The organism is Bacillus atrophaeus (assembly GCF_039519175.1).
GTDB lineage: Bacteria > Bacillota > Bacilli > Bacillales > Bacillaceae > Bacillus > Bacillus atrophaeus.
Genome location: NZ_CP154443.1, coordinates 515,131 through 536,331 on the forward strand (window position 1 = coordinate 515,131; position 21,201 = coordinate 536,331).

The 21,201-nt window shown below is 44.0% G+C and carries 21 protein-coding genes and 1 pseudogene; 5 read left to right on the forward strand and 17 right to left on the reverse strand.

What is annotated here, in order from left to right:
* Positions 1-5: 5 nt before the first annotated feature.
* Genes opuBC through AAHT65_RS02755 form a run of 3 tightly spaced genes read right to left on the reverse strand, consistent with a single transcriptional unit; the run spans position 6 to position 2,750 of the window.
* Positions 6-923, reverse strand: coding sequence for a choline ABC transporter substrate-binding lipoprotein OpuBC (gene opuBC / locus AAHT65_RS02745; protein ID WP_343310942.1), 918 nt, complete (start codon positions 921-923; stop codon positions 6-8).
* A gap of 13 nt (positions 924-936) precedes the next feature.
* Positions 937-1,590 carry an ABC transporter permease gene (locus tag AAHT65_RS02750; protein WP_343310943.1) on the reverse strand — a complete coding sequence of 218 codons (654 nt, stop codon included), beginning with the start codon at positions 1,588-1,590 and terminating at the stop codon, positions 937-939.
* Between the two features lie 14 nt (positions 1,591-1,604).
* Positions 1,605-2,750 (reverse strand): betaine/proline/choline family ABC transporter ATP-binding protein, encoded by a 1,146-nt coding sequence (locus AAHT65_RS02755; RefSeq protein WP_010789952.1) that lies wholly within the window; start codon positions 2,748-2,750, stop codon positions 1,605-1,607.
* Positions 2,751-3,035: 285 nt separating this feature from the next.
* Here AAHT65_RS02755 and AAHT65_RS02760 point away from each other — a divergent pair, with 285 nt between their 5' ends.
* A complete protein-coding gene (locus AAHT65_RS02760) occupies positions 3,036-3,569 on the forward strand; it encodes a GbsR/MarR family transcriptional regulator (RefSeq protein ID WP_003326896.1) in 534 nt (177 codons plus the stop codon).
* A 38-nt stretch (positions 3,570-3,607) separates the two neighbouring features.
* Here AAHT65_RS02760 and opuCD read toward each other — a convergent pair whose 3' ends face one another.
* Genes opuCD through opuCA form a run of 4 tightly spaced genes read right to left on the reverse strand, consistent with a single transcriptional unit; the run spans position 3,608 to position 7,051 of the window.
* Positions 3,608-4,288, reverse strand: coding sequence for a glycine betaine/carnitine/choline/choline sulfate ABC transporter permease OpuCD (gene opuCD, locus AAHT65_RS02765; protein ID WP_343310945.1), 681 nt, complete (start codon positions 4,286-4,288; stop codon positions 3,608-3,610).
* A 17-nt stretch (positions 4,289-4,305) separates the two neighbouring features.
* Positions 4,306-5,223 carry an osmoprotectant ABC transporter substrate-binding lipoprotein OpuCC gene (gene opuCC, locus AAHT65_RS02770; RefSeq protein WP_003326893.1) on the reverse strand — a complete coding sequence of 306 codons (918 nt, stop codon included), beginning with the start codon at positions 5,221-5,223 and terminating at the stop codon, positions 4,306-4,308.
* A 13-nt stretch (positions 5,224-5,236) separates the two neighbouring features.
* Positions 5,237-5,890 carry an ABC transporter permease gene (locus AAHT65_RS02775; RefSeq protein WP_010789956.1) on the reverse strand — a complete coding sequence of 218 codons (654 nt, stop codon included), beginning with the start codon at positions 5,888-5,890 and terminating at the stop codon, positions 5,237-5,239.
* A gap of 21 nt (positions 5,891-5,911) precedes the next feature.
* Positions 5,912-7,051 carry an osmoprotectant ABC transporter ATP-binding protein OpuCA gene (gene opuCA / locus AAHT65_RS02780; RefSeq protein WP_063638004.1) on the reverse strand — a complete coding sequence of 380 codons (1,140 nt, stop codon included), beginning with the start codon at positions 7,049-7,051 and terminating at the stop codon, positions 5,912-5,914.
* A gap of 262 nt (positions 7,052-7,313) precedes the next feature.
* Between opuCA and AAHT65_RS02785 the strand changes: the two genes are divergently transcribed.
* A complete protein-coding gene (locus tag AAHT65_RS02785; RefSeq protein ID WP_010789958.1) occupies positions 7,314-7,874 on the forward strand; it encodes a GbsR/MarR family transcriptional regulator in 561 nt (186 codons plus the stop codon).
* 22 nt (positions 7,875-7,896) lie between these two features.
* Here AAHT65_RS02785 and AAHT65_RS02790 read toward each other — a convergent pair.
* Positions 7,897-8,474: pseudogene (locus AAHT65_RS02790) on the reverse strand (NAAT family transporter).
* A gap of 170 nt (positions 8,475-8,644) precedes the next feature.
* Between AAHT65_RS02790 and AAHT65_RS02795 the strand changes: the two are divergent.
* Positions 8,645-9,346, forward strand: a complete 702-nt coding sequence (locus AAHT65_RS02795; protein WP_088117983.1) for a zinc ribbon domain-containing protein — start codon at positions 8,645-8,647, stop codon at positions 9,344-9,346.
* 39 nt (positions 9,347-9,385) lie between these two features.
* On the opposite strand, the gene AAHT65_RS02800 is transcribed toward AAHT65_RS02795, so the two are convergent.
* A complete protein-coding gene (locus AAHT65_RS02800; protein ID WP_343310946.1) occupies positions 9,386-11,206 on the reverse strand; it encodes a zinc ribbon domain-containing protein in 1,821 nt (606 codons plus the stop codon).
* A gap of 127 nt (positions 11,207-11,333) precedes the next feature.
* On the opposite strand from AAHT65_RS02800, the gene AAHT65_RS02805 reads away from it, so the two are divergent.
* Positions 11,334-11,798 (forward strand): GNAT family N-acetyltransferase, encoded by a 465-nt coding sequence (locus AAHT65_RS02805; protein WP_343310947.1) that lies wholly within the window; start codon positions 11,334-11,336, stop codon positions 11,796-11,798.
* 52 nt (positions 11,799-11,850) lie between these two features.
* Here AAHT65_RS02805 and AAHT65_RS02810 read toward each other — a convergent pair whose 3' ends face one another.
* From AAHT65_RS02810 to AAHT65_RS02820, 3 genes are read right to left on the reverse strand one after another with little or no spacing between them, the layout of a single operon-like run.
* Positions 11,851-13,086: an MFS transporter gene (locus AAHT65_RS02810; protein WP_343310948.1), complete on the reverse strand. Its 1,236-nt coding sequence runs from the start codon at positions 13,084-13,086 to the stop codon at positions 11,851-11,853.
* Entirely contained in the window at positions 13,061-13,981 is a 921-nt protein-coding gene (locus AAHT65_RS02815) for a TIM barrel protein (RefSeq protein ID WP_063638008.1), read from the reverse strand. Before AAHT65_RS02815 ends, AAHT65_RS02810 begins: the two co-directional genes overlap by 26 nt.
* 7 nt (positions 13,982-13,988) lie before the next feature.
* On the reverse strand, positions 13,989-14,666 hold the full coding sequence (locus AAHT65_RS02820; RefSeq protein ID WP_088117987.1) for a PIG-L deacetylase family protein: 678 nt from the start codon (positions 14,664-14,666) through the stop codon (positions 13,989-13,991).
* A 101-nt stretch (positions 14,667-14,767) separates the two neighbouring features.
* Between AAHT65_RS02820 and AAHT65_RS02825 the strand changes: the two genes are divergently transcribed.
* Positions 14,768-14,932 (forward strand): hypothetical protein, encoded by a 165-nt coding sequence (locus AAHT65_RS02825; protein ID WP_343310949.1) that lies wholly within the window; start codon positions 14,768-14,770, stop codon positions 14,930-14,932.
* A gap of 92 nt (positions 14,933-15,024) precedes the next feature.
* Here the strand turns inward: AAHT65_RS02825 and eno are convergent, their stop codons facing one another.
* The 5 genes from eno to gap all read right to left on the reverse strand — a co-directional run bounded on the left by eno (position 15,025) and on the right by gap (position 21,177).
* Positions 15,025-16,317, reverse strand: a complete 1,293-nt coding sequence (eno, locus tag AAHT65_RS02830; RefSeq protein WP_010789972.1) for a phosphopyruvate hydratase — start codon at positions 16,315-16,317, stop codon at positions 15,025-15,027.
* Positions 16,318-16,344: 27 nt separating this feature from the next.
* The gene (gene gpmI, locus AAHT65_RS02835) at positions 16,345-17,880 is read right to left on the reverse strand and encodes a 2,3-bisphosphoglycerate-independent phosphoglycerate mutase (protein WP_343310950.1); all 1,536 of its coding nucleotides are present in this window, start codon (positions 17,878-17,880) and stop codon (positions 16,345-16,347) included.
* The gene (gene tpiA / locus AAHT65_RS02840) at positions 17,873-18,634 is read right to left on the reverse strand and encodes a triose-phosphate isomerase (RefSeq protein WP_003326872.1); all 762 of its coding nucleotides are present in this window, start codon (positions 18,632-18,634) and stop codon (positions 17,873-17,875) included. Before tpiA ends, gpmI begins: the two co-directional genes overlap by 8 nt.
* Before the next feature lie 29 nt (positions 18,635-18,663).
* Positions 18,664-19,848 (reverse strand): phosphoglycerate kinase, encoded by a 1,185-nt coding sequence (locus AAHT65_RS02845; protein WP_343310951.1) that lies wholly within the window; start codon positions 19,846-19,848, stop codon positions 18,664-18,666.
* Between the two features lie 321 nt (positions 19,849-20,169).
* Complete coding sequence (gene gap, locus AAHT65_RS02850; protein WP_003326869.1) at positions 20,170-21,177, reverse strand: type I glyceraldehyde-3-phosphate dehydrogenase; 1,008 nt, start codon at positions 21,175-21,177, stop codon at positions 20,170-20,172.
* Positions 21,178-21,201: the final 24 nt, after the last annotated feature.

The following is a 21,201-nucleotide window of genomic DNA, read 5'->3' on the forward strand; positions in this document are numbered from 1 at the left end:
TTTCTTTATTCAAAGTAATTGTGTTTTTGCAAGTATTCTTTTGCCACGACTGACGGCTCTTTCAGCTTTCCGTCCACTTCGTAGTTCAGCTCCTGCATTGCCTCCGTATCAATTTGACCGAGCATCTTTTGAATGATGCCTTCAAGCTCAGGATGCTCTTTCAAAACTTTTTCGGGAACGACTGGAGAGCAGTCATACGGAGGAAAGAAGCGCTTGTCATCCTTTAAGATTTTCAGGCCGTAGGATTTAATTCTCCCATCGGTTGAGTACGCTAAAACGATGTCCATTTTGCCGTTTTTCACCGCATCGTACACGAGGCCGATTTGCATCGGGAATGTTCCGCCGAACTTCATGCCGTAGGTTTTCGTGAAGTCCTCATACCCGTCTCCTTTACGCTTCATCCAATAGTTGTCGACGCCAAGCTTTAGCTCAGCCGCCTGTTTTTTCACATCTGAAACCGTTTCAAGATGATATCGGTCTGCAAGCTCCTTTGAGACGGTAAAAGCGTATGTATTATCAAAGCCATACGAATCATACCATTTGAGATCGTACCTTTTTTTAAATTCCCGCTGTGTAAGCTTTAATGCTTTCTCAGGGTCCTTTTCAGCATCCATTCTGAGTGTGCCTGTCAAAGCGTCCCCAGTGTAACGGGTCGCAGCAATATTGATTTCTCCGCTCATCAGCGCCTGCTGCTGAACCGCATTGGAGCCGAGATTTTTTATCGTTGTTGTTTTCAGATCTGTGTTATGTTCGATCAGCTGTCCAAGCATGCTGGCGATGATTTCCGACTCGCTCATGCTTTGCGCGCCGATTTTAATCGTCTGATCGGACGCCGCGCTGAGTCCCGGAAGCGAGCATCCGCTCAACAGCAATACAAACAAACACGCAAGCCCCCCGAGCCTCTTGATGTGTTTCTTTTTCACAACAGCCACCTCCTTATGAAACATTCTTCAATCCTTGCAATCCATCAGGTGTGACTTTTCGTTCCGTCACCGCAAGCAAATAATCTATGAGAATCGCCAAAATTGTGACCGGCACCGCTCCGCCGATGATATATTCAGGCTGATACAAATTCAGGCCGATAAAAATATAATCACCCAGTCCGCCGCCCCCGATAAAGGACGCGAGTGTCGCCCAGCCGATTAAATAAATCGTTGATGTTCGGACACCCGCCATAATGACGGGCACAGCGAGCGGAAGCTCAACAAGGCGGATTTGTTCGCCTGCGGTCATGCCGATTCCCTTTCCTGACTCAAGCAGATTTTTGTTCACACCGAGAATGCCTGTATACGTGTTTCTGAGAATCGGCAAAACGGAATAGAAAAATAGAGCCACGATAGCCGGAACCTTTCCCACTCCTAACAGCGGGATAAAAAAAGCGAGAATCGCCAAACTCGGCAAGGTCTGAATGATATTGACAATGCCGATGACCAAACCGGCGCCTTTTTTCATTCTCGTTAAGGCAATACCAAGCGGCACAGCGACAAGTATGCCTAATATGACGGCGATGATAGAAATATATAAATGCTCCCATGTTTTATAAAGCATTTCTCCGCCATTGGTTTGTAAAAATTGAACGATCTGATTCATGTTTTACCACCTCCTCATGACATAACCGCGAGCTGATTTTCTTCTCCCCATATCGACTCATAGACGATGTCCACGAGACTCGCTCTGGTCACAATGCCGACCAGGTGATGATCTTCGTCAACTACCGGCACATATTTCACGCCCCGTTTCAAGATCTTATGAACCGTATCACGCAATAAGGTGCTGCTTAACACAGTGTAAATATCAGGATTCAGCACTTCCGCCACAAGCTTTGCCTTTCGACGATGCTGATCAATCATCTCCACGTCCACAAAGCCTTGCAGGACGTTTCGGCTGTCAACGACAAGCAAGGAATCAACACGGTGCTCCCGCATCACTTGAATGGCTTCTGAGAGGGTTTTATCTGCCGTAATGGTAACAGGCTGCTTGTTCATGATCTGGTCAACACGCTCCATATCAGGGCTTGACGACTGAATCAGCCGCTCCTTGCCGATAAACTCCTCTACAAATTCGTCTGCAGGATTTCTCAAAATCTCATCTGGCGTTCCGACCTGTACGATTTCTCCTGCTTTCAAAATGACGATCCGGTCTGCCAGTTTAATCGCTTCATCCATGTCATGGGTAACAAATACGATGGTTTTATGTAAGGTTTTTTGCAGTTTTTTAAATTCTTCCTGAAGGGAATCCCTCGTAATCGGGTCAAGCGCCCCGAACGGTTCATCCATTAAGATAAGCGGCGGTTCTGCTGCAAGTGCCCGTAACACACCTATTCTCTGCTGCTGTCCTCCGCTTAGTTCGTGTGGATAACGGTCTAAATATTCCGGTCCCATATCGACCAATTTTAAAAGCTCACGCGCCCGTTCTTTTCGTTTTTCTTCCGGCCATTTCAAAAGCTTCGGCACAAGCGCAATGTTTTGCTGAATCGTCATATGGGGAAACAGCCCGATCTGCTGAATGACATATCCGATTTTTCTTCTCAGTTCTACCGGGTCCTGCTCCATAATGTTTTCACCGTCAATATAAATGGTGCCAGATGACGGCTCAATCAGTCTGTTGATCATTTTCATCGTTGTCGTTTTTCCGCAGCCGCTCGGTCCGATAAAACAAATAAATTCGCCCTTTTCGATCTTCAAGTTAATGCTGTTGACGGCTTTTTTCCCGCCTTTATAGTTCTTCGAGACATTTTCTAATGTCAGCAACCATGAACACCTCCGCAATTAAATTAATTCAATTTGTTAAATTCATATTTAATTTTTCAGAAAATTGAGCTTTAACCATTATAAATTAAACTTTATAAAATAAAAAGTTTACAATATGTTCATATTATATATAAAGTATGTATAAGCCTTGATTTATCCCTATGCATCACCGATGTTCTTATATTTGCTCCAATTTCCTGCCAAATTCTCTATTTATAGCATTTTCGTTGTATTAAAAATGTGGTATATTGACATCGGAATTGCCATCTGAAAGGATTGAAACTGTTGGAGAAGGATCCCTTAACAATCATCGAACAAGCAGAGGACCATTTAATAGACAGAATCGCGGAAAATATGCACACGTTCGGAATGCCTTCGACTGTGGGGCGAATTTTGGGCATTATTTATATGAATCGCAAACCCATGACGTTAAACGAATTATCAGAAGAAACCGGCATGAGCAAAACAAGAATGAGCCAGGTCGTCCGGGAAATGCTTGATGTGAATATAGCCGAAAAAGTATTTGAAAAAGGCGTGCGTAAGGATCTATACGATGTAGAGCAGGATTACTATCAAACCTTTATCACATTATTTTCGGCAAACTGGAGCAAGGTGGTCAGCAAAAATAAAATGATGCATAAGAAGCTGAACCGCGAGCTGCTGACTGCTCTTGAGGGCGACCTTTCCCCGGAAGCCGAAGTAAAAATAAATGAATTGCTCAAAGAATTAAAGGAATGGCTCGATTACTATAACTGGATTAGCCGTTTGATTGAATTTTTTGAGAGTGAAGAGGTTTTTAAGCATGTCCCGAAACCATAAAAAAAACGCCTTAGATACTAGGCGTTTTTTTAAAACCTTCAAGATACAACAGTCGGTTTCAGCTGTTTTCCTTTTTTCTTTTTCACCGGGCTTAATGCGCGTTCAAGCCAGCTCATCACCAAATCGGCGATAACCGCCATTAGAGCGGTCGGAATCGCGCCGGCTAAAATAATCGCGGTGCCGTTTGTCGCGTTTGAGCCTCTGACGATGATATCGCCGAGTCCGCCCGCACCGACGAATGTTCCGATCGCCGTAATGCCGATAGCAATGACAAGCGCCGTTCGGAGGCCCGCCATGATGACCGAAAGCGCCAGCGGCAGTTCCACCATGCGGAGCACCTGAAATTTCGTCATACCCATCGCTTTACCTGATTCCAGGTACGCATGCTCAATGCTGACAATGCCTGTGTACGTGTTTCTGATAATCGGCAAAAGCGAATACAGAAATAAAGACAAGATTACCGTATTGGCGCCAAGCCCCATCACAAGCATCAAGACGGCGAGCATGGCGAGCGCGGGAACTGTCTGAATCACATTTGTAATCGCGAAAATCCAGCCGCTTAATGCTCTGTATCTGGCGATGAAAATCCCTGTGGGAATGCCGATAACAGCCGCGAATAAAACGCCATACACTGACATCAGAAAATGGCGGTAAAACTCATGCAGCACGTAACCGCCGTTTTGTGAATAATAAGTGCCAAGCTGCTGTAACACTTCCATCTGCTCCACCTCGTTTCTTACTCAAAGTAATCGTGTTTCTCCAAAAATTCTTTCGCCACAACTGACGGTTCTTTCAGCTTTCCGTCCACTTCGTAGTTCAGCTCCTGCATTGTTTCCGTATCAATTTGTCCGATCAGCTTATTCAAAAGGCCTTCAAGTTCCGGATGCTGTTTCAGCACTTTCTCGGGAACAACCGGCGAACAGTCATAGGGCGGGAAAAATTGCTTATCGTCTTTTAAGATTTTCAAATCATACGCCTTAATCCGTCCGTCTGTAGAATAGGCAAGAACGGCGTCCATCTTTCCGTTTTTTACTGCGTCATACACAAGACCGATCTGCATCGGATAGGTTGTTCCGAACTCAAACCCATACGTGCTGACAAACCCTTTGTAGCCGTCGCCTTTCCGCTTCAGCCACGCATTGTCGACTCCCAGCTTGTATTTGTCTGCGTTTTTCTTAATATCTGAAACAGTATTCAAATGGTCTTTCTCAGCAAGCTCTTTTGACACAGTAAACGCGTATGTGTTTTCAAACCCGTAAGAATCAAACCATCTATATTTAAAACGCTTCTCAAACTCTTTTTGCACAATGTCCAGCGCTTTTTTCGGGTCTTTCTCCGCCTCCATTCCGAGGGTGCTCGTTAAGTCCGTCCCGGAATAACGGGTGGCGGAAATATCAATATCACCGCCGACCATCGCCTGCTGCTGCACATAGTTGGAGCCGAGATTTTTAATTAATGCTGTATTCAAGTCCGTGTTATGTTCGATAAGCTGAGCGATTATGTTTGCTAATATTTCCGACTCTGTAATGCTCTGCGCGCCAATTTTAATCGTTTGATCTGAAGCTCCGCTGAGCCCCGGCAGTGAACAGCCGCCTAACAGCAGAGCTGAAGCGAGAGCTAACGCGCCAAACCATCTGATTCGTTTATTTTTCAAGACAGCCAACTCCTTATGAAACTTCCTTCATCCCTTGCAGTCCTTTGGGTGTCACTTTCCGTTCTGTTACAGCCAGCAGATAATCAATTATAATTGCTAAAATCGTGACCGGCACCGCGCCTCCGATGATATATTCAGGCTGATACAGGTTCAATCCGATAAAAATATAATCACCCAGTCCGCCGCCTCCTATAAAGGACGCGAGTGTCGCCCAGCCGATCAAATAGATTGTAGACGTTCGGATTCCCGCCATAATAATCGGCACCGCAAGCGGAAGCTCGACTAACCGGATCTGCTCCCAGCCGGTCATTCCGATTCCTTTCCCTGACTCCAGCAGGTTCTTGTTTACCCCTTGAATGCCTGTATAGGTATTTCTGAGAATCGGCAGTACGGAGTAGAAAAATAACGCGACGATAGCCGGTACTTTTCCTACGCCGAGCAAAGGAATAAAAAAGGCTAAAATGGCAAGGCTCGGCAAGGTTTGCACAATGTTGACGATACCGATGATCGTGCCGGCCCCTTTCTTCATTCTCGCCAGAACGACACCAAGCGGCACGGCAACAAGAATGCCTAATATAACGGCAATAATAGAAATATATAAATGCTCCCATGTTTTATAAAGCATTTCTCCGCCGTTCGTTTGCAAAAAATCAATAAACTGATTCATTCTAAAGAGCACCTCCTCACATTATGTCGTCACTAATTGGTCTTCTTCTCCCCAAATTGAATCGTACACAATATCTACAAGGCTCGCTCTCGTCACAATGCCGACCAGATGATTCTCTTCATCAACTACCGGAACATATTTGATTCCCCGTTTTAAAATCTTGCGGACCGTATCGCGAAGGAGGGTTCCGCTTTGCACCGTATAAATATCAGAACGGAGCACATCGCCGACAAGGCTTGCTTTTTTCCGTTTTTCATCTATGATTTCGACATCGACATAGCCCTGAAGCACATTTTGCTCATCAACAACCAGCAGTGAATCCACACGTTGTTCTCTCATCAATTGAATGGCTTGAGAAAGTGTTTTATCCGCCGTAATGGTAACTGGCTTTTTATTCATCATTTGCTCAACTCGCTCGATATCAGGCCGGGATTGAAGCAGCCTTTCTTTTCCGATAAATTCTTCTACGAATTCATTGACCGGATTTCGGAGAATGTCATCAGGCGATCCGACTTGCACGATCTCTCCTCCCTTTAAAATGACGATACGATCGGCAAGCTTAATGGCCTCATCCATATCGTGGGTCACAAAGACAATGGTTTTGTTTAATGTTCTTTGCAGTTTTTTGAATTCTTCTTGAAGAGAATCACGTGTAATCGGATCAAGCGCTCCGAACGGTTCATCCATTAAAATAAGAGGAGGTTCCGCTGCCAGCGCCCTTAGCACGCCGATTCTTTGCTGCTGGCCGCCGCTCAGCTCATGGGGATAACGCTCTAAATATTCAGGTCCCATATCAACAAGCTTTAACAGCTCTCTTGCCCGTTCTTTCCGTTTATCTTCCGGCCATTTCAGCAGTTTCGGAACGAGTGAAATGTTTTGCTGGATGGTCATGTGGGGAAATAAACCAATCTGCTGGATCACATAGCCGATTTTTCTTCTCAGCTCAACCGGGTCCTGCTCCATGATGTTTTCGCCGTCGATAAAAATCTTGCCTGACGAAGGCTCAATCAAACGGTTAATCATTTTCATCGTCGTCGTTTTTCCGCATCCGCTCGGCCCGATAAAACAGATGAACTCGCCTTTAGCGATATCTAAATTGATGCTGTTGACAGCTTTTTTTCCGCCTTTATATATTTTTGAAACATTTTCTAATTTCAGCAATCCGTGCACCTCCAACAGGTTTCCGTTATTTTTCTGAAAAGTATAACCTTTATTATATTATGAACTTTATAAAATAAAAAGTTTACAATGTGTTGAAATTACATGTAATACACATATTATTTATTGTTATGACATAACCAGCGGCAGTGTTCTTACAATCTCTCTCATTTCCTCCCTTATCCTCAGCATATAAACGTTTTCAACAACTGCCAAAAATATGATATATTGACAACATGAATTGTCAGTGAAGGGATGATCATCTGTGGAAAAAAATGCTCTTGAAATCATCGAACATGCTGAGGAGCACCTCATTGAGAAGATTGCGGAAAATATGCATACGTTTGGAATGCCCGCTACTGTCGGGCGTGTGCTCGGCATCATTTATATGAACCGCAAGCCGATGACGTTAAGCGAGCTTTCTGAAGCTACCGGAATGAGCAAAACACGGATGAGCCAAGTTGTCCGGGAAATGATAGATGCCAACCTTGCAGAAAAAGTGTTTGAAAGAGGGGTCAGAAAGGATCTCTATGACGTCGAACAGGACTACTATCAAACCTTCATTTCTTTATTTACAGCGAATTGGACAAAAGTCGTAAGCAAAAATAAAATGCTCCACAAAAAACTCAGCCGCGAGCTGACTGATCTATTAAAAGAGGAAAATCTGAGCCCTGAAGCAGAAGCGAAGGTTGACCAGCTTTTGATTGAATTAAAAGAATGGCTTAATTATTATGATTGGCTGAGCCGCTTAATTGATTTTTTTGAAAGCGAAGAAGTTTTTCAATATGTCCCCAAAACAATAAAAAGCAGCTCCCTCAGTGAATAAAAGGGAACTGCTTTTTTTATCGTTAAGAAACAAGTACAGGAAACATTCCTTTCAGACCTGCTCCGATCATTCCGACTGCTGTCACCGCCAGAATCAAACCCATCAGCCGGGTAATGACATTCATCTCCGTCTTGCCAAGCTTATTGCTGATAAAAGATGAATAGTGAAACGAAACAAACGTGAGCGCTATGACAGCCGCTATACCTATGATCACACTGATGTAATGGACGACTCCGATATGTCCGGCTGATAAGCTCATAACGGTCGCAATCGTCCCCGGTCCGGCAATAATCGGGATTGATAGCGGCGTCACCGAAATATCCGCTTTTTCCTTACTCTCTCTATGTTCATTGTGATGAAGAGATTGTACATGAGACTCTTTTGCATTTAATAAATTATAGGCGATGCCAAAAATAAAAATGCCGCCCGCCACCCGAAGTGCGTGAATATTGATGTCAAACAGCTTAAAAATCAGCTGGCCGAATATAAGAAACGCCGTCAAAATAAAAAATGATAGAATGACAGCCTTACGTGCGATGCCCATTCTTTCTTTAGCTGTACAGCCTTCCGTCAGCGTAATAAAAACAGCACATTGCCGATTGGATTGGAGACTTCGAATAAGACGCATGGTTCGTTTTTTTACCCAAGTTTGGTTAGCCCGCCAAAGAAGATAAAGTTATATTTTAGAAATACGGTTCCTTTTCAATTTTTTTCTTTTATAATGGTAATTAGTACAATATCCCTATATTACAAAGAAAAGGAGTCAAAGTATGTATTGTCCTCAATGCGGCCATCAAACAGATGGCGGAAAGTTTTGTGAGAAATGCGGATCGCCTCTTCCACGCCAAGCGGGCGAAAATCAAGGAGCACAGGCGGGAGCTGAAGCTGCAAAACAAGCAGCAAAGCAGTTCGGTTCATTTGTCCTGGCTGTTCTGAAACGTCCTTATCAGGAGTGCAAAACAACAGGCGGAGAACAGCTGATCAGCGGAATAATTACAATGGTGCTTTTCAGTTTACTAACTCCGCTGATGTTTTATATTCTTTTTTCAGACGGTCCCGGCAGTGCGAGCTTTACAGAAATCTTTTTAAAGCCAACCATTTACTTTGCCCTTTTTATTTTCGGGTTGCATGCATTGATCTTTTTTTCCTTAAAAATCGCGGGAAACCAAGTGTCATTTAAAGATTCACTCTCTAGATTTGGTGCGTTTCTTATTCCCTATACGGCTATCTTGATTCTTGCACTTCTATTGTTTTTATTACATACAGATCTTTGTTTCACCGTGTTAGCGATTGGTTTAATCGGCGCATTCTTCGCTATTCCCCCTGCGATGCTGAGCAGTTACCAGCATTCGTATAAAGGAAAGGCTGATATCATTTACTCAACCATTGTGATTTATCTGATCACGTGCGTTGCGTTTCGGTTAATCATCGAACATTATATCAAAGAGATTTTCCATTATATCTTCTTTTAAAAACAAACCCCCATCGCCTGCTGGTATGGGGGTTTGTTTTTATTGAATAGACGTTAAATAAATTCTTCCGTCTTTCACTGTGCCGGTGTAGGTCCAGTTGTACGTTCTGCGCTTTGTACTGCCGCCTGATTTTGTAATATCAAATTCTTCATATGTTTTAATTGTGATATTCGAGCCGCTTTGACTAAAGCTTTTTACCTCTACATCAATAAATACTTCAGTCGTCCCCTCGCTGTTCAACTTCTTAACCAATTTCTGCTGATCATTATATAATGAACTTCCTTTTTCCAAATTGCCTTCCATGACCGCAAATTCATTTAAATTCACTGCGGTTGATTGATTTGTCAGATAATCAACCATAAATGATGTAACTTGTTCATCCGTGACATCGTCGGTCGATGGGCTTACGCTTGCTTTCTTGTCTTTTGAGTCTGCCCAGGCTGACGTGTACGTCTCTGCATGATCATTTTTTATTTTCTTTATATTTGTTCCGGCAGAATCAAAAGTTGATTCTGCATCTTCGAAAATCCACTTTTTCTGTTTTTTATCATATGAAAGCAGATATTCATAGCTCGGGCTCTCATCCGACATTTCAGGTTTAGTATAGTCATTATAATTAGCCGACTGGTGAAGTTCTTTTCCTGTTACTGCCGCCTGCCATGTACCGTCATTTTTCTGGGATAGAGCAAATGTATCCAAATCAAAGTCTGTTTCCAGATATTTATCTTTTAAGTAAGAATCCGTGTTTTTCATCGAGTCCACGTTATCTTTTACTTCGGCTTTCCAACTGGCACTTGCCTCTGTCATCTGAGCTGTATTTCCATCAGAAAGCGCTTTGGAATATTGCTTTGTCGTTTTGACAATCGTATTCATGATTGTTTCTTGTGTGTCTTGGTCAGGAATTAACGTTAACTCCATTTCTTTGCTATCAATCGGCACACCCGCTGTTTTTGTTTTTCCCCATGGGAACTCCGCTTCAACAGCAGCAGTCATTGATCCGTCTGTCAGAAGCGGGCCGTATGTGACAGATTTGAACGGATCCTTATGGATGGATTTACCGTTAATCAGCAATTCTCCCTTTCCATCCTTAATATCATCCGCTAAGCTGAATGTCACATCGTCTGCTTCCAATGAGAGATCAACACGAAAGCTGTTATCACCAACCGCCTGAATTTCTTCCTTTTTCACAAGATCGACTACATCGTTTTTCAGTTTGGCTGAGACTGTATATTCGCCGGGAATGTACGGGCCGAGGGTTTGTGCTTGATCTGCTTTCTTTACAGATCCGGCATCCTCTTTATTCACATAGAGATCCGTATTTTTATAATTGCTGGTTACTTCAAAATAAACAGGTGCTATCTTTAAATCATAATGGTCAAATACTAGCAAGCTTTTCCCGTCTTTCTCCGCGTATACAATTTCCTTTTGGGCTGTTTCATCACGCAGCGATGCAAAAAGCTCATTTTTTTTGTCAGGATGATCCTTTAAATATGCAAGAAACGGTTTTACGTTTTGTTTAGTAAGTTTGAACTTGTCATTTACAGGCGTAAGGAGAGAAGCGATTTGTTCTTTATCCTCATTATTTACAGCCTGCTCAAATTTGTCGACTAACCTGTCTTTAGAATTAAGGTACGCTCCGGTTTTATATGCGGCGAATAATATGACGCACGCTGCGGCAATGCTGCTCCATAAAATGATGGTTTTCTTAGGGATTGGTTTTCGCGGAGCCTGCCTCGTTTCAGCAGTGCTTGCTGTTTCTTTATTTGCCTGTATGCTGCTTCCTCCGATCGGGGTGCCGCATTCTTTACAAAACTTTGCCCCTTCATTATTCTTTTGGCCGCATTCCTTACAAAAAAACATGACTTTCCTCCTATTCAATTCTACTAACTTGTATAACATTTCCTATCTTATATATCTTATAATAGAATGGATTGAAATTGGTGCGAATTAGCAAAATATATAACTATGACAATAACAAAAAGGTGGAGTGAATATGCAACTCAGCATTCAAAAAGCAAAAGAAGCGAATCAGGCGCTATATGAACTTCTGCTGCTCGCGGATCCTTCAAAGGAAATTGTTGATGAATACCTGGTAAGAGGCGAATGTTACGAAGCTTGGATCGGCAGAGAACTGGCAGGAGTCTATGTACTCTTAAAAACCAGACCGCAGACGGCTGAAATCGTCAATATCGCTGTGAAAGAATCTATGCAGAACAAAGGCATTGGTAAACAGCTTGTGCAGGATGCCATTGAAAAGGCGAAGGGATGGGGAGCTGACACAATCGAGATTGGTACCGGAAATTCCAGCATTCATCAGCTGTCTCTCTATCAAAAGTGCGGATTCCGGCTGCAGGCTATTGACCATGATTTTTTTATCAGACATTATGAGGAGGAGATTTTTGAAAACGGCATTCAGTGTCGGGATATGGTGAGGCTTTATCTTGATTTATAAAAAGAAGCGGCTGCCGCGAAAAAGTCGGCTGCCGCTTCTTTTTAATGTCCTGTCAGACAGACCGATCTGCTTTTTCATGTGATGTTCTTTGAACAATCTGCATTACTGACAGAGTGAAGAAGATCAAAATGAGAGATAGTCCTATACTCAGAAAAATGTAGTTTGCTGTCATTAATAACAGAAGTGCCGTATATAAAGCAGCCGAAAGCGGCTCTCCCATCTTTACGATAGAAAAAATAAGAGCAAAGATCCTCCCAAAATAAGCGGTCGGAACTGTTTTTTGAAAATACAGCACCGTTTGCACATCGATATATGAAATGATGATGCCAAGCACAAGAAAGATCACGCATTCAAATCCGTGAAGCGGAAAGAACAAGATCATAATAAGTGCCCCCGCCCCCGTTAAAGTCCGCGGATATAAGCGGACTAGATGTTTCGTATTCCACTTAAAAAATACAGCCAGATTTCCTAACAGCATACCCGCCTGGAACATTGCATACATAACGGCAAACCAGACCGAATAATCCTTACCAAAACGTTCAACCGCAAGAATCGGTCCCATAACCGAAATCAGGCCGGCGATTACAAGGTTGACAATGAAAAAATACCCGACAGATGTCAGCCATGTCTTATTTCCTTTCAGCATCCTATAACCGGCCTTCATATCTTCTGTTCCTTTGCTTTTTTGCACAGTAGGTTCTGATGTGCGAATGAGCAGAATCAGCACGGCAGAGATGAAAAAAGCCGCCCCATTTATCGTAAACAGAAAGCTAAACGGGATCGTGGCCAGTAACACACCGCAAATCAGTTTTCCGACGATCAAGCCGATTAAATCACTTGTATTCATTAAAGAAGTCGCCTGATCCAGATGTTTTTGGCGGACAAGCAGCGGAATGAGCGCAACTTTCGCAGGCGCAAAGAGCATCGATTGCAGAGAAAGAAAAAAAGCGCACGCTCCCGCTATCCACACGGATAACAAATGGTTTGCGCTAAGCACCGCCAGAAGCACCATAATGGCGGCTCTTCCCGTGTTGCATATATATAAAATAGATTTTTTACGAAAAGAGTCTATCAATGGCCCCGTTAACACTCCAAATGTTAAGGGCACAAGTTCAATAAAAGAAATAACGCCGACAAGAATTTTGCTGCCGGTTAAATCCAAAACAAGGAGCGGAAGCGCAATCAGCCATACACCATCCGCCGCCGAAGAAAACACCTGCGCAGCCCAAAGTTTTGCATAACTCGGTGTTCGATATGTCTGATTACGCCTGTTTTTTATCCTTTTCATCAGAAGCACCGCCGAACCATTCTAGAGTTCTCCATGATTCTTGCCTTTGTGTATAATCCGTTTCCATCACTTCAAATACAATACCCATTTCATCATCCTGATGACGCGTTTTTAACTCCTCTGCCGCTTGTCGGAGCAGACGTTCATCAATGGTTCCTGTTTTGGGATGCTGCCCCTCAAAACAGCGGACATCCCCATGCGGAAAAGCAAGCTGTCGAAAGGAGCTGAAATGATAATGTTTAATGGCTTCTTCTAACGAAAGAAACTGAAAAAAATCGGGATACTTCAATGTTTCATTTCGAAACATAAGAGAGGATGATAAGTGCGTCTGGTAGGTGATCGCCCAGTGGCATATATCCCACGTAATGCCGACATGCCTCAATTTCAATTGAACCAGCTCTTCAAAATCCTCAGGATAAATAAAAATCGGATCAAAATCTTCACCCAGGTTTCCGATGATCGGAAGGTTTTCGACACCGATCCAAATATCCGTGCCCTTCAAATCCTCATCAAACTCTGCAAAAAATTCAATTATTTTTTTGCGGTTTCCTTGCAGATCATATTGTTGAAATTCTTCTACATTCATAAATTGATTGGCATGAACAGTTATGCCCTTCGCATCGTATTTCACAGCGAGCTCCGCAAAATGGAGAAGCTGATCTTTGATGCGTTTTTCATGAATATAATCTGCATTGTCCGTGGGAAAATGAAGCGTTAACAGAGACGGAAGCAACTGTTGTGCGTATGCGAGTGTTTGATTGATCTTTTTCACATAATCTTTTTCTTCAAAAGAGCGGCCGTCAAAAATATTAGCTTCAAGCCCATACCCTTCTTCGACCCATCGGCCATCGATTTGTTTCGGATCAAGTCCGAAAAAAGGAATTTGAGCAATCATAAGGCCCTCACCATGTTCCTCTCACAAGCATAAACGCTTCTGCCGCTTTAAAGCCGGATTTTGCGCCCCATACATACGCATTATTTTCTATCGCTTGCAGAGAGCGGGGATGGGGAAAGTCTCTAAGCTCAGACCCATAGCACGCCATGGCCTTCAGCTTCATATCAAGCTCTTCCTCAATATTGATGAAGTAATTGGCGTGAAATTGATCCTTCTGAAGATAATTCCATTCTGTCGAAGATAAAGTTTCATAAGCCAGCACCTGTTTAACAGAATGACCGGGGAGCGGGCGGGTTGCCGTCATCACCGCTCTGAATACGACGGTGTGATCAATGTTAATATCTCCTCCGTACTGGGTATACACAATATCGGGCTGAAACCGCTCGATTTGTTTTTCTGCTTCTTTCACAACATCTAATAAATCCATAGAATCAAGTCTATTATCAGGCAGGTTTAAGCGGACAAAATCTTCAATACCAAGAGTGCTGAGCGCCTGTTTCGTTTCATTGTTTGAATCTTGCATAATTGAATCCTCAGGTTTTACATAATCAGCTTTTCTTGACGATTTCCCCTCTGCCATGATGACCGCTGATACTTCGTCCCCTTGGCGCACATGTTTAGCCAGCGCTCCGCCGACTCCGATAATCTCATCATCTGGATGTGCCGCAAACACCATTACTTTCATCATATTGCCCTCCTTTGACTAGCCTATTGTCTCACTCAAATCATGAATGGTTTCATTACGATTGAACCGAAGAGAAGAAGTTTAATAAGAGGAGGGATTTAATGAAATATGTATTTATGTCAGCAGCACTTGCCGCAAGCTTTATATGGGGAGTGCCTGCTGATCTGGTAAAGGAGAAGCAGATTCAATCAGCCTCGGTGATTAAGTCAAAGTTTGATGCGGACGGCGCGTTTAAAGGAGGGAACTGTTGGTTTTTCGCTGAGTGAAAAGACATGGAGATGTAAAAAAGTCTCAAAGAGGTTTTGAGTTCATACGGATATAAAAAAGCCGCCGAGAAATTCTCGGCGGTCTTTTATTATTACTTATTCAAGTTGTAGAAAGTGTTAATGCCGTGATATTGAGCCGTTTCAGCCAATTGGTCTTCGATGCGAAGCAATTGGTTGTATTTCGCAACACGGTCCGTACGAGACGGAGCACCTGTTTTGATTTGGCCTGCGTTTGTTGCCACAGCGATGTCAGCGATTGTGCTGTCTTCTGTTTCACCAGAACGGTGAGAGATAACAGCTGTGTATCCTGCGCGTTTCGCCATTTCGATTGCATCGAATGTTTCAGTCAATGTACCGATTTGGTTTACTTTGATCAGGATAGAGTTGCCTACGCCATTTTTGATGCCTTCAGCCAATTTTTTCGTGTTTGTAACGAATAGATCGTCACCCACAAGCTGTACTTTTTTGCCAAGGCGTTCTGTAAGAAGTTTGTGACCTTCCCAGTCGTTTTCGTCAAGGCCGTCTTCGATTGAGATGATTGGGTATTTAGAAGCCATTTCTTCGTACCAGTCAACCATTTCAGCAGAAGTTTTAACAACGCCTTCGCCAGAAAGATGGTATTTGCCGTCTTCTTTGTTGTAGAACTCAGAAGATGCAGCATCCATTGCCAATTTCACTTCTTCACCAGGTTTGAATCCAGCTTTTTCAATCGCTTCAACGATTGTTTGAAGAGCTTCTTCGTTAGAACCTAGGTTTGGAGCGAATCCGCCTTCGTCACCTACAGCTGTGTTCATGCCTTTGGCAGCAAGAACTGATTTCAAGCTGTGGAAGATTTGAGCGCCCATGCGAAGCGCTTCACGGAAGTTCTCAGCACCTACAGGCATAATCATGAATTCTTGAATGTCAACGTTGTTATCAGCATGCTCTCCGCCGTTGACGATGTTCATCATCGGTACAGGAAGCGTTTTTGAGTTGAATCCTCCAAGATATTGATAAAGAGGAATCTGTAAGAAATCAGCAGCAGCGCGTGCAACAGCCATAGATACACCAAGGATTGCGTTAGCGCCAAGCTTGCCTTTGTTTTCAGTTCCATCAAGCTCGATTAAAAGCTGGTCAACTGCGTTTTGTTCTGTTACATCAAAGCCAAGAAGCTCTGGAGAAATAATTTCGTTTACGTTGTTAACAGCTGTTAACACGCCTTTTCCAAGGTAACGGTCTTTGTCGCCGTCACGAAGCTCAACTGCTTCGTATTCACCTGTAGAAGCTCCGCTTGGAACTAATGCGCGGCCGAATGCTCCTGATTCTGTATATACTTCAACTTCAACTGTTGGGTTGCCGCGTGAGTCTAATACTTCGCGTGCATAAACATCAACAATGTATGGCATGTGTTTGTCTCTCCTTTTTGTTTGCAATTATTTTTGAATTAAAGATGTTCCTGTCATTTCTTTCGGTTTTTCAACGTTCAGAAGGTCAAGAAGCGTTGGTGCAAGGTCGCCTAGGATTCCGCCCTCGCGCAATGTCACGCCTTCTTTTGTCACAATAACAGGGACAGGGTTTGTCGTATGCGCAGTGTGCGGTTCGCCTGATTCTGTAATCAGAATGTCAGCATTACCGTGATCAGCGGTAATGATGGCGTGTCCGCCTTTAGCGATGATGGCATCAACCACTTCGCCTAAGCATTCATCCACTGCTTCAATTGCTTTAATTGTCGGTTCCACCATTCCGGAGTGTCCGACCATATCCGGATTCGCAAAGTTTAAGATAATCGCGTCATGCTTGTCATCAGCGATATCCTTCACAAGCGCATCCTTTACTTCATACGCGCTCATCTCAGGCTTTAAGTCGTACGTTGCGACTTTCGGCGAATTGATGAGGATGCGTTCTTCACCAGGGAATTCAGCTTCACGTCCGCCGCTCATAAAGAACGTGACGTGCGGATACTTTTCAGTTTCGGCAATGCGAAGCTGTTTTAATCCATGCTGTGCCAATACTTCCCCGACAGTATTATCAAGATTCATCGGTTTAAACGCGACATATCCGTCAACTGTTTCACTGAAATGTGTCAGGCAGACGAAATGCAGGTCCTTCGGATGATTTTCACCGCGGTCGAAATCGCGGAAATCTTTATTTGTAAACGTGTTGGAAATCTGGATAGCGCGGTCCGGTCTGAAATTATAGAAAATCACAGAATCGCCGTCCTGAATCTTCGCAACAGGCTCACCGTTTTCTTTTGTGATGACGGACGGAATGACGAATTCATCATAAATTCCGTTCGCATAAGAATCTTCAACAACATCCATCGCGCTGCGGTATGTCGGGCCTTCGCCGTATGCCATTGCGCGGTACGCTTTTTCCACACGGTCCCAGCGTTTGTCGCGGTCCATCGAGTAATAGCGTCCGGAAATGCTGGCAATCTCGCCGATACCGATTTCTTCGATTTGGTCATTCAGCTGCTTAATGTAAGTTTTCGCTGTTTGCGGACCTACATCGCGGCCGTCCAAGAAACCGTGGATGTATACCTTTGTCAGCCCTTCATTTTTCGCAAGCTTTAACAGTGCGAACAAATGATTAATATGGCTGTGTACGCCTCCGTCAGACAGAAGGCCGAACAGGTGCAAGGCTTTGTTGTTTTCTTTCGCGTGGCTGATCGCGTCAAGGAATGTTTGATTGCGTTCAAATTCTCCTTCACGGATGGCAACATTCACGCGTGTTAAGCTTTGGTACACGATGCGCCCGGCACCGATATTTAAGTGGCCGACTTCGGAGTTCCCCATTTGACCCTCAGGGAGGCCGACAGCTTCACCTGAAGCAGTCAATGTCTGATGAGGATACTGGTTCCAATAGCGGTCAAAATTCGGTTTATTCGCTTGGGCTACTGCGTTACCTACTGTTTCATTGCGTAATCCGAACCCATCAAGAATGATGAGTGCAGCTGGTTTTTTACTCATATTGACCTTCCTCCAATAATTGAACGAATGACTGAGGCTCTAAGCTTGCGCCGCCAACCAAAGCACCGTCAATATCGGACTGGGCCATATATTCTTTAATGTTGGCAGGCTTTACGCTTCCGCCGTATTGAATGCGCAGTTTGTCAGCAGTTTCTTGGCCGAATTCGCCAGCGACTGTTTGACGGATGTGCGCGCACACGTCATTTGCATCTTGAGATGTAGAAGATTTGCCTGTTCCGATTGCCCAAATAGGCTCGTAAGCAATAACAGATTCTGCGACTTGATCTTGAGAAAGTCCGGCAAGGCCTTTTTTCACTTGATCTGCAACAAGATCGTTTGTTTTGCCTGCTTCACGCTCTTCAAGCGTTTCGCCTACACAGATAATCGGCACAATGCCGTGTTTGAAAGCAGCGTGTGCTTTTTTGTTTACCGTTTCGTCCGTTTCAGCGAACATTTCGCGGCGCTCTGAGTGGCCGATGACGCAGTATTCAACGCCAAGGTCTTTCAATGCTACCGGGCTGATTTCGCCTGTAAACGCGCCGTTTTCTTCAAAGTGCATGTTTTGGGCACCGACTTTAAGGTCAGTGCCTTTCACAGCTGTAGCCAGTTTTTCTAAGAAAAGCGCTGGTGCGCAAACTACAGCTTCAGCTTTGTCTGCTGCTGGGATGGAAGATTTCACTTCTTCAACAAAGCTGACAGCTTCGCCGAGTGTTTTGTTCATTTTCCAGTTACCGGCTATAATTGGTTTTCTCATCTGTTCCACTTCCTTATAGCAGTTTTGTCTTACTTATCGTTTAACGCGCTGACTCCAGGAAGCTCTTTGCCTTCCATGAATTCAAGAGAAGCGCCGCCGCCTGTTGAAATGTGGCTCATTTTATCAGCAAGGCCGAATTTCTCAACCGCTGCCGCAGAATCTCCTCCGCCGATGACAGAGTATGTATCTTTTGCCTCTGCCAAAGCTTCAGCAACCGCTTTTGTTCCTTGTGCGAACAAGTCGATTTCGAATACACCCATAGGTCCGTTCCATACGACAAGCTTGCTGTTTTTGATAACATCAGCGTACGTTTCACGTGTTTTCGTTCCGATGTCAATTGCTTCTAAATCGCTAGGGATTTCAGAGATCGGCACGATTTTTGTGTTTGCATCGTTAGAGAAATCATCTGCTACCAATACATCTTCAGGCATGTAGAAATTAACGCCTTTTTCTTTTGCGCGGTCCATAAAGGTTTTCGCAAGCTCAATTTTATCTTCTTCAAGCAGAGATTTTCCGACTTCGTAGCCTAACGCTTTTACAAATGTGTAAGCAAGGCCGCCGCCGATAATCAGGTTGTCCACTTTATCAAGAAGACTTTCGATGACGCCGATTTTGTCTTTTACTTTCGCTCCGCCGATGATTGCTGTGAACGGGCGCTCAGGATTGGAGACCGCTTTTCCGAGAACGTCAAGCTCTTTCTCCATTAAGAAACCTGCAACAGCCGGCAGATGCTCAGCGATTCCCGCAGTTGATGCGTGCGCGCGGTGAGCGGCGCCGAATGCATCATTCACGTATATGTCAGCAAGCGCTGCGAATGCTTTTGAAAGTTCAGGATCATTTTTTTCTTCGCCAGGATAGAAACGTACGTTTTCTAACACAAGAACGTCTCCGTCCTTCATGTCGGAAATTTGCGCTTGAACAGCATCGCCGTAAGCTTCATCCGCTTTTTTCACTTCTTTGCCAAGCAGTTCTCCTAAACGCGCTGCGACAGGAGTTAAACGAAGCTCCTCAACGACTTCGCCTTTCGGGCGGCCTAAATGGCTCGCTAGAAGGACTTTCGCGCCTTGGTCTGCAAGGTGTTTGATTGTTGGAAGCGCAGCGCGGATACGAGTATCGTCTGTTACTTCCCCGTCTTTCATTGGAACGTTAAAGTCAACGCGGCAGAATACAACCTTACCTTTTACGTCGATGTCTTTTAAAGTTTTCTTATTCATGCTTTAGGAGATCCTCCTTCAAAATGGTTTACAAACAGCACGAAAAACGTGAAACCGCCTGATCAAGCACTCTTAAACCGCGGGGCAGATTGCAAACGAAAGCCGGCACAGGGCAGATCATGGTTTTAGCCAGGGCAGTCGGCCAAAAACATGAAGGCGCCGCTAAACGCAAGCAAAACGCGGGGTAAGCACTTATCCGGCGTTTTCTGAAAGCCGGTCTTCATGGAAAAAGGGAAAGGGAGTCCGTCCCCTTCCCTTGTCCGCTTTCATTATAGCGTTTCTATACAAAAGAACCAAGTCCGGCCCTTTATCAGCTATGATTTAAAGACCTTGTTTCGCGATGTAAGCTGCAAGATCCACAACGCGGTTAGAATATCCGCTTTCGTTATCGTACCAAGAGATTACTTTTACCATGCTGCCTTCCATTACCATTGTAGAAAGAGCATCGATTGTAGAAGAGTTTTGGTTACCATTGTAGTCACCAGAAACTAATGGCTCTTCGCTGTAGCCAAGGATTCCTTTAAGATCTCCTTCAGCCGCTTCTTTAAGAGCTGCATTTACATCTTCAGCCGTTACGTCTTGGTTAAGTTCAGCAACCAAGTCAACTAGAGATACGTTTGGAGTTGGAACACGCATTGCTCCGCCGTTTAGTTTTCCTTTTAGTTCAGGAAGAACTAGAGAAACAGCTTTTGCAGCACCAGTTGATGTTGGGATGATGTTTTCAGCTGCTGCACGCGCACGACGGTAGTCTTTGTGCGGAAGATCAAGGATTTGCTGATCATTCGTGTAAGAGTGAACAGTTGTCATCATACCGCGTTTGATGCCGAATTTATCGTTAAGTACTTTTGCGAATGGAGCTAAGCAGTTTGTTGTACATGAAGCATTAGAGATAACGTCATGGTTAGCCGCATCGTATTTGTCTTCGTTAACACCCATTACAATTGTGATATCTTCTTCGTTAGCAGGTGCAGAGATGATTACTTTTTTCGCGCCAGCTTCTAAGTGTTTTGCAGCGTCTGCGCGTTTTGTGAAGAAACCAGTAGATTCAACTACGATTTCAACGCCTTGTTTGCCCCAGCTAAGTTTAGCAGGATCGCGTTCAGCAGAAACCTCGATTGTTTTGCCGTTTACCACTAGGTTGTTTCCGTCAACAGAAACTTCTGCGTCCAATTTTCCGTGTACAGAATCATATTGTAAAAGATGAGCAAGCATATTAGCGTCTGTTAAATCGTTAACTGCTACTACCTCAACTTCAGAATTTTTTAACGCTGCGCGGAATACGTTACGTCCAATACGACCAAATCCGTTAATACCGACTTTTACTGCCATGATTGTTTCCTCCTTTAAATAAGT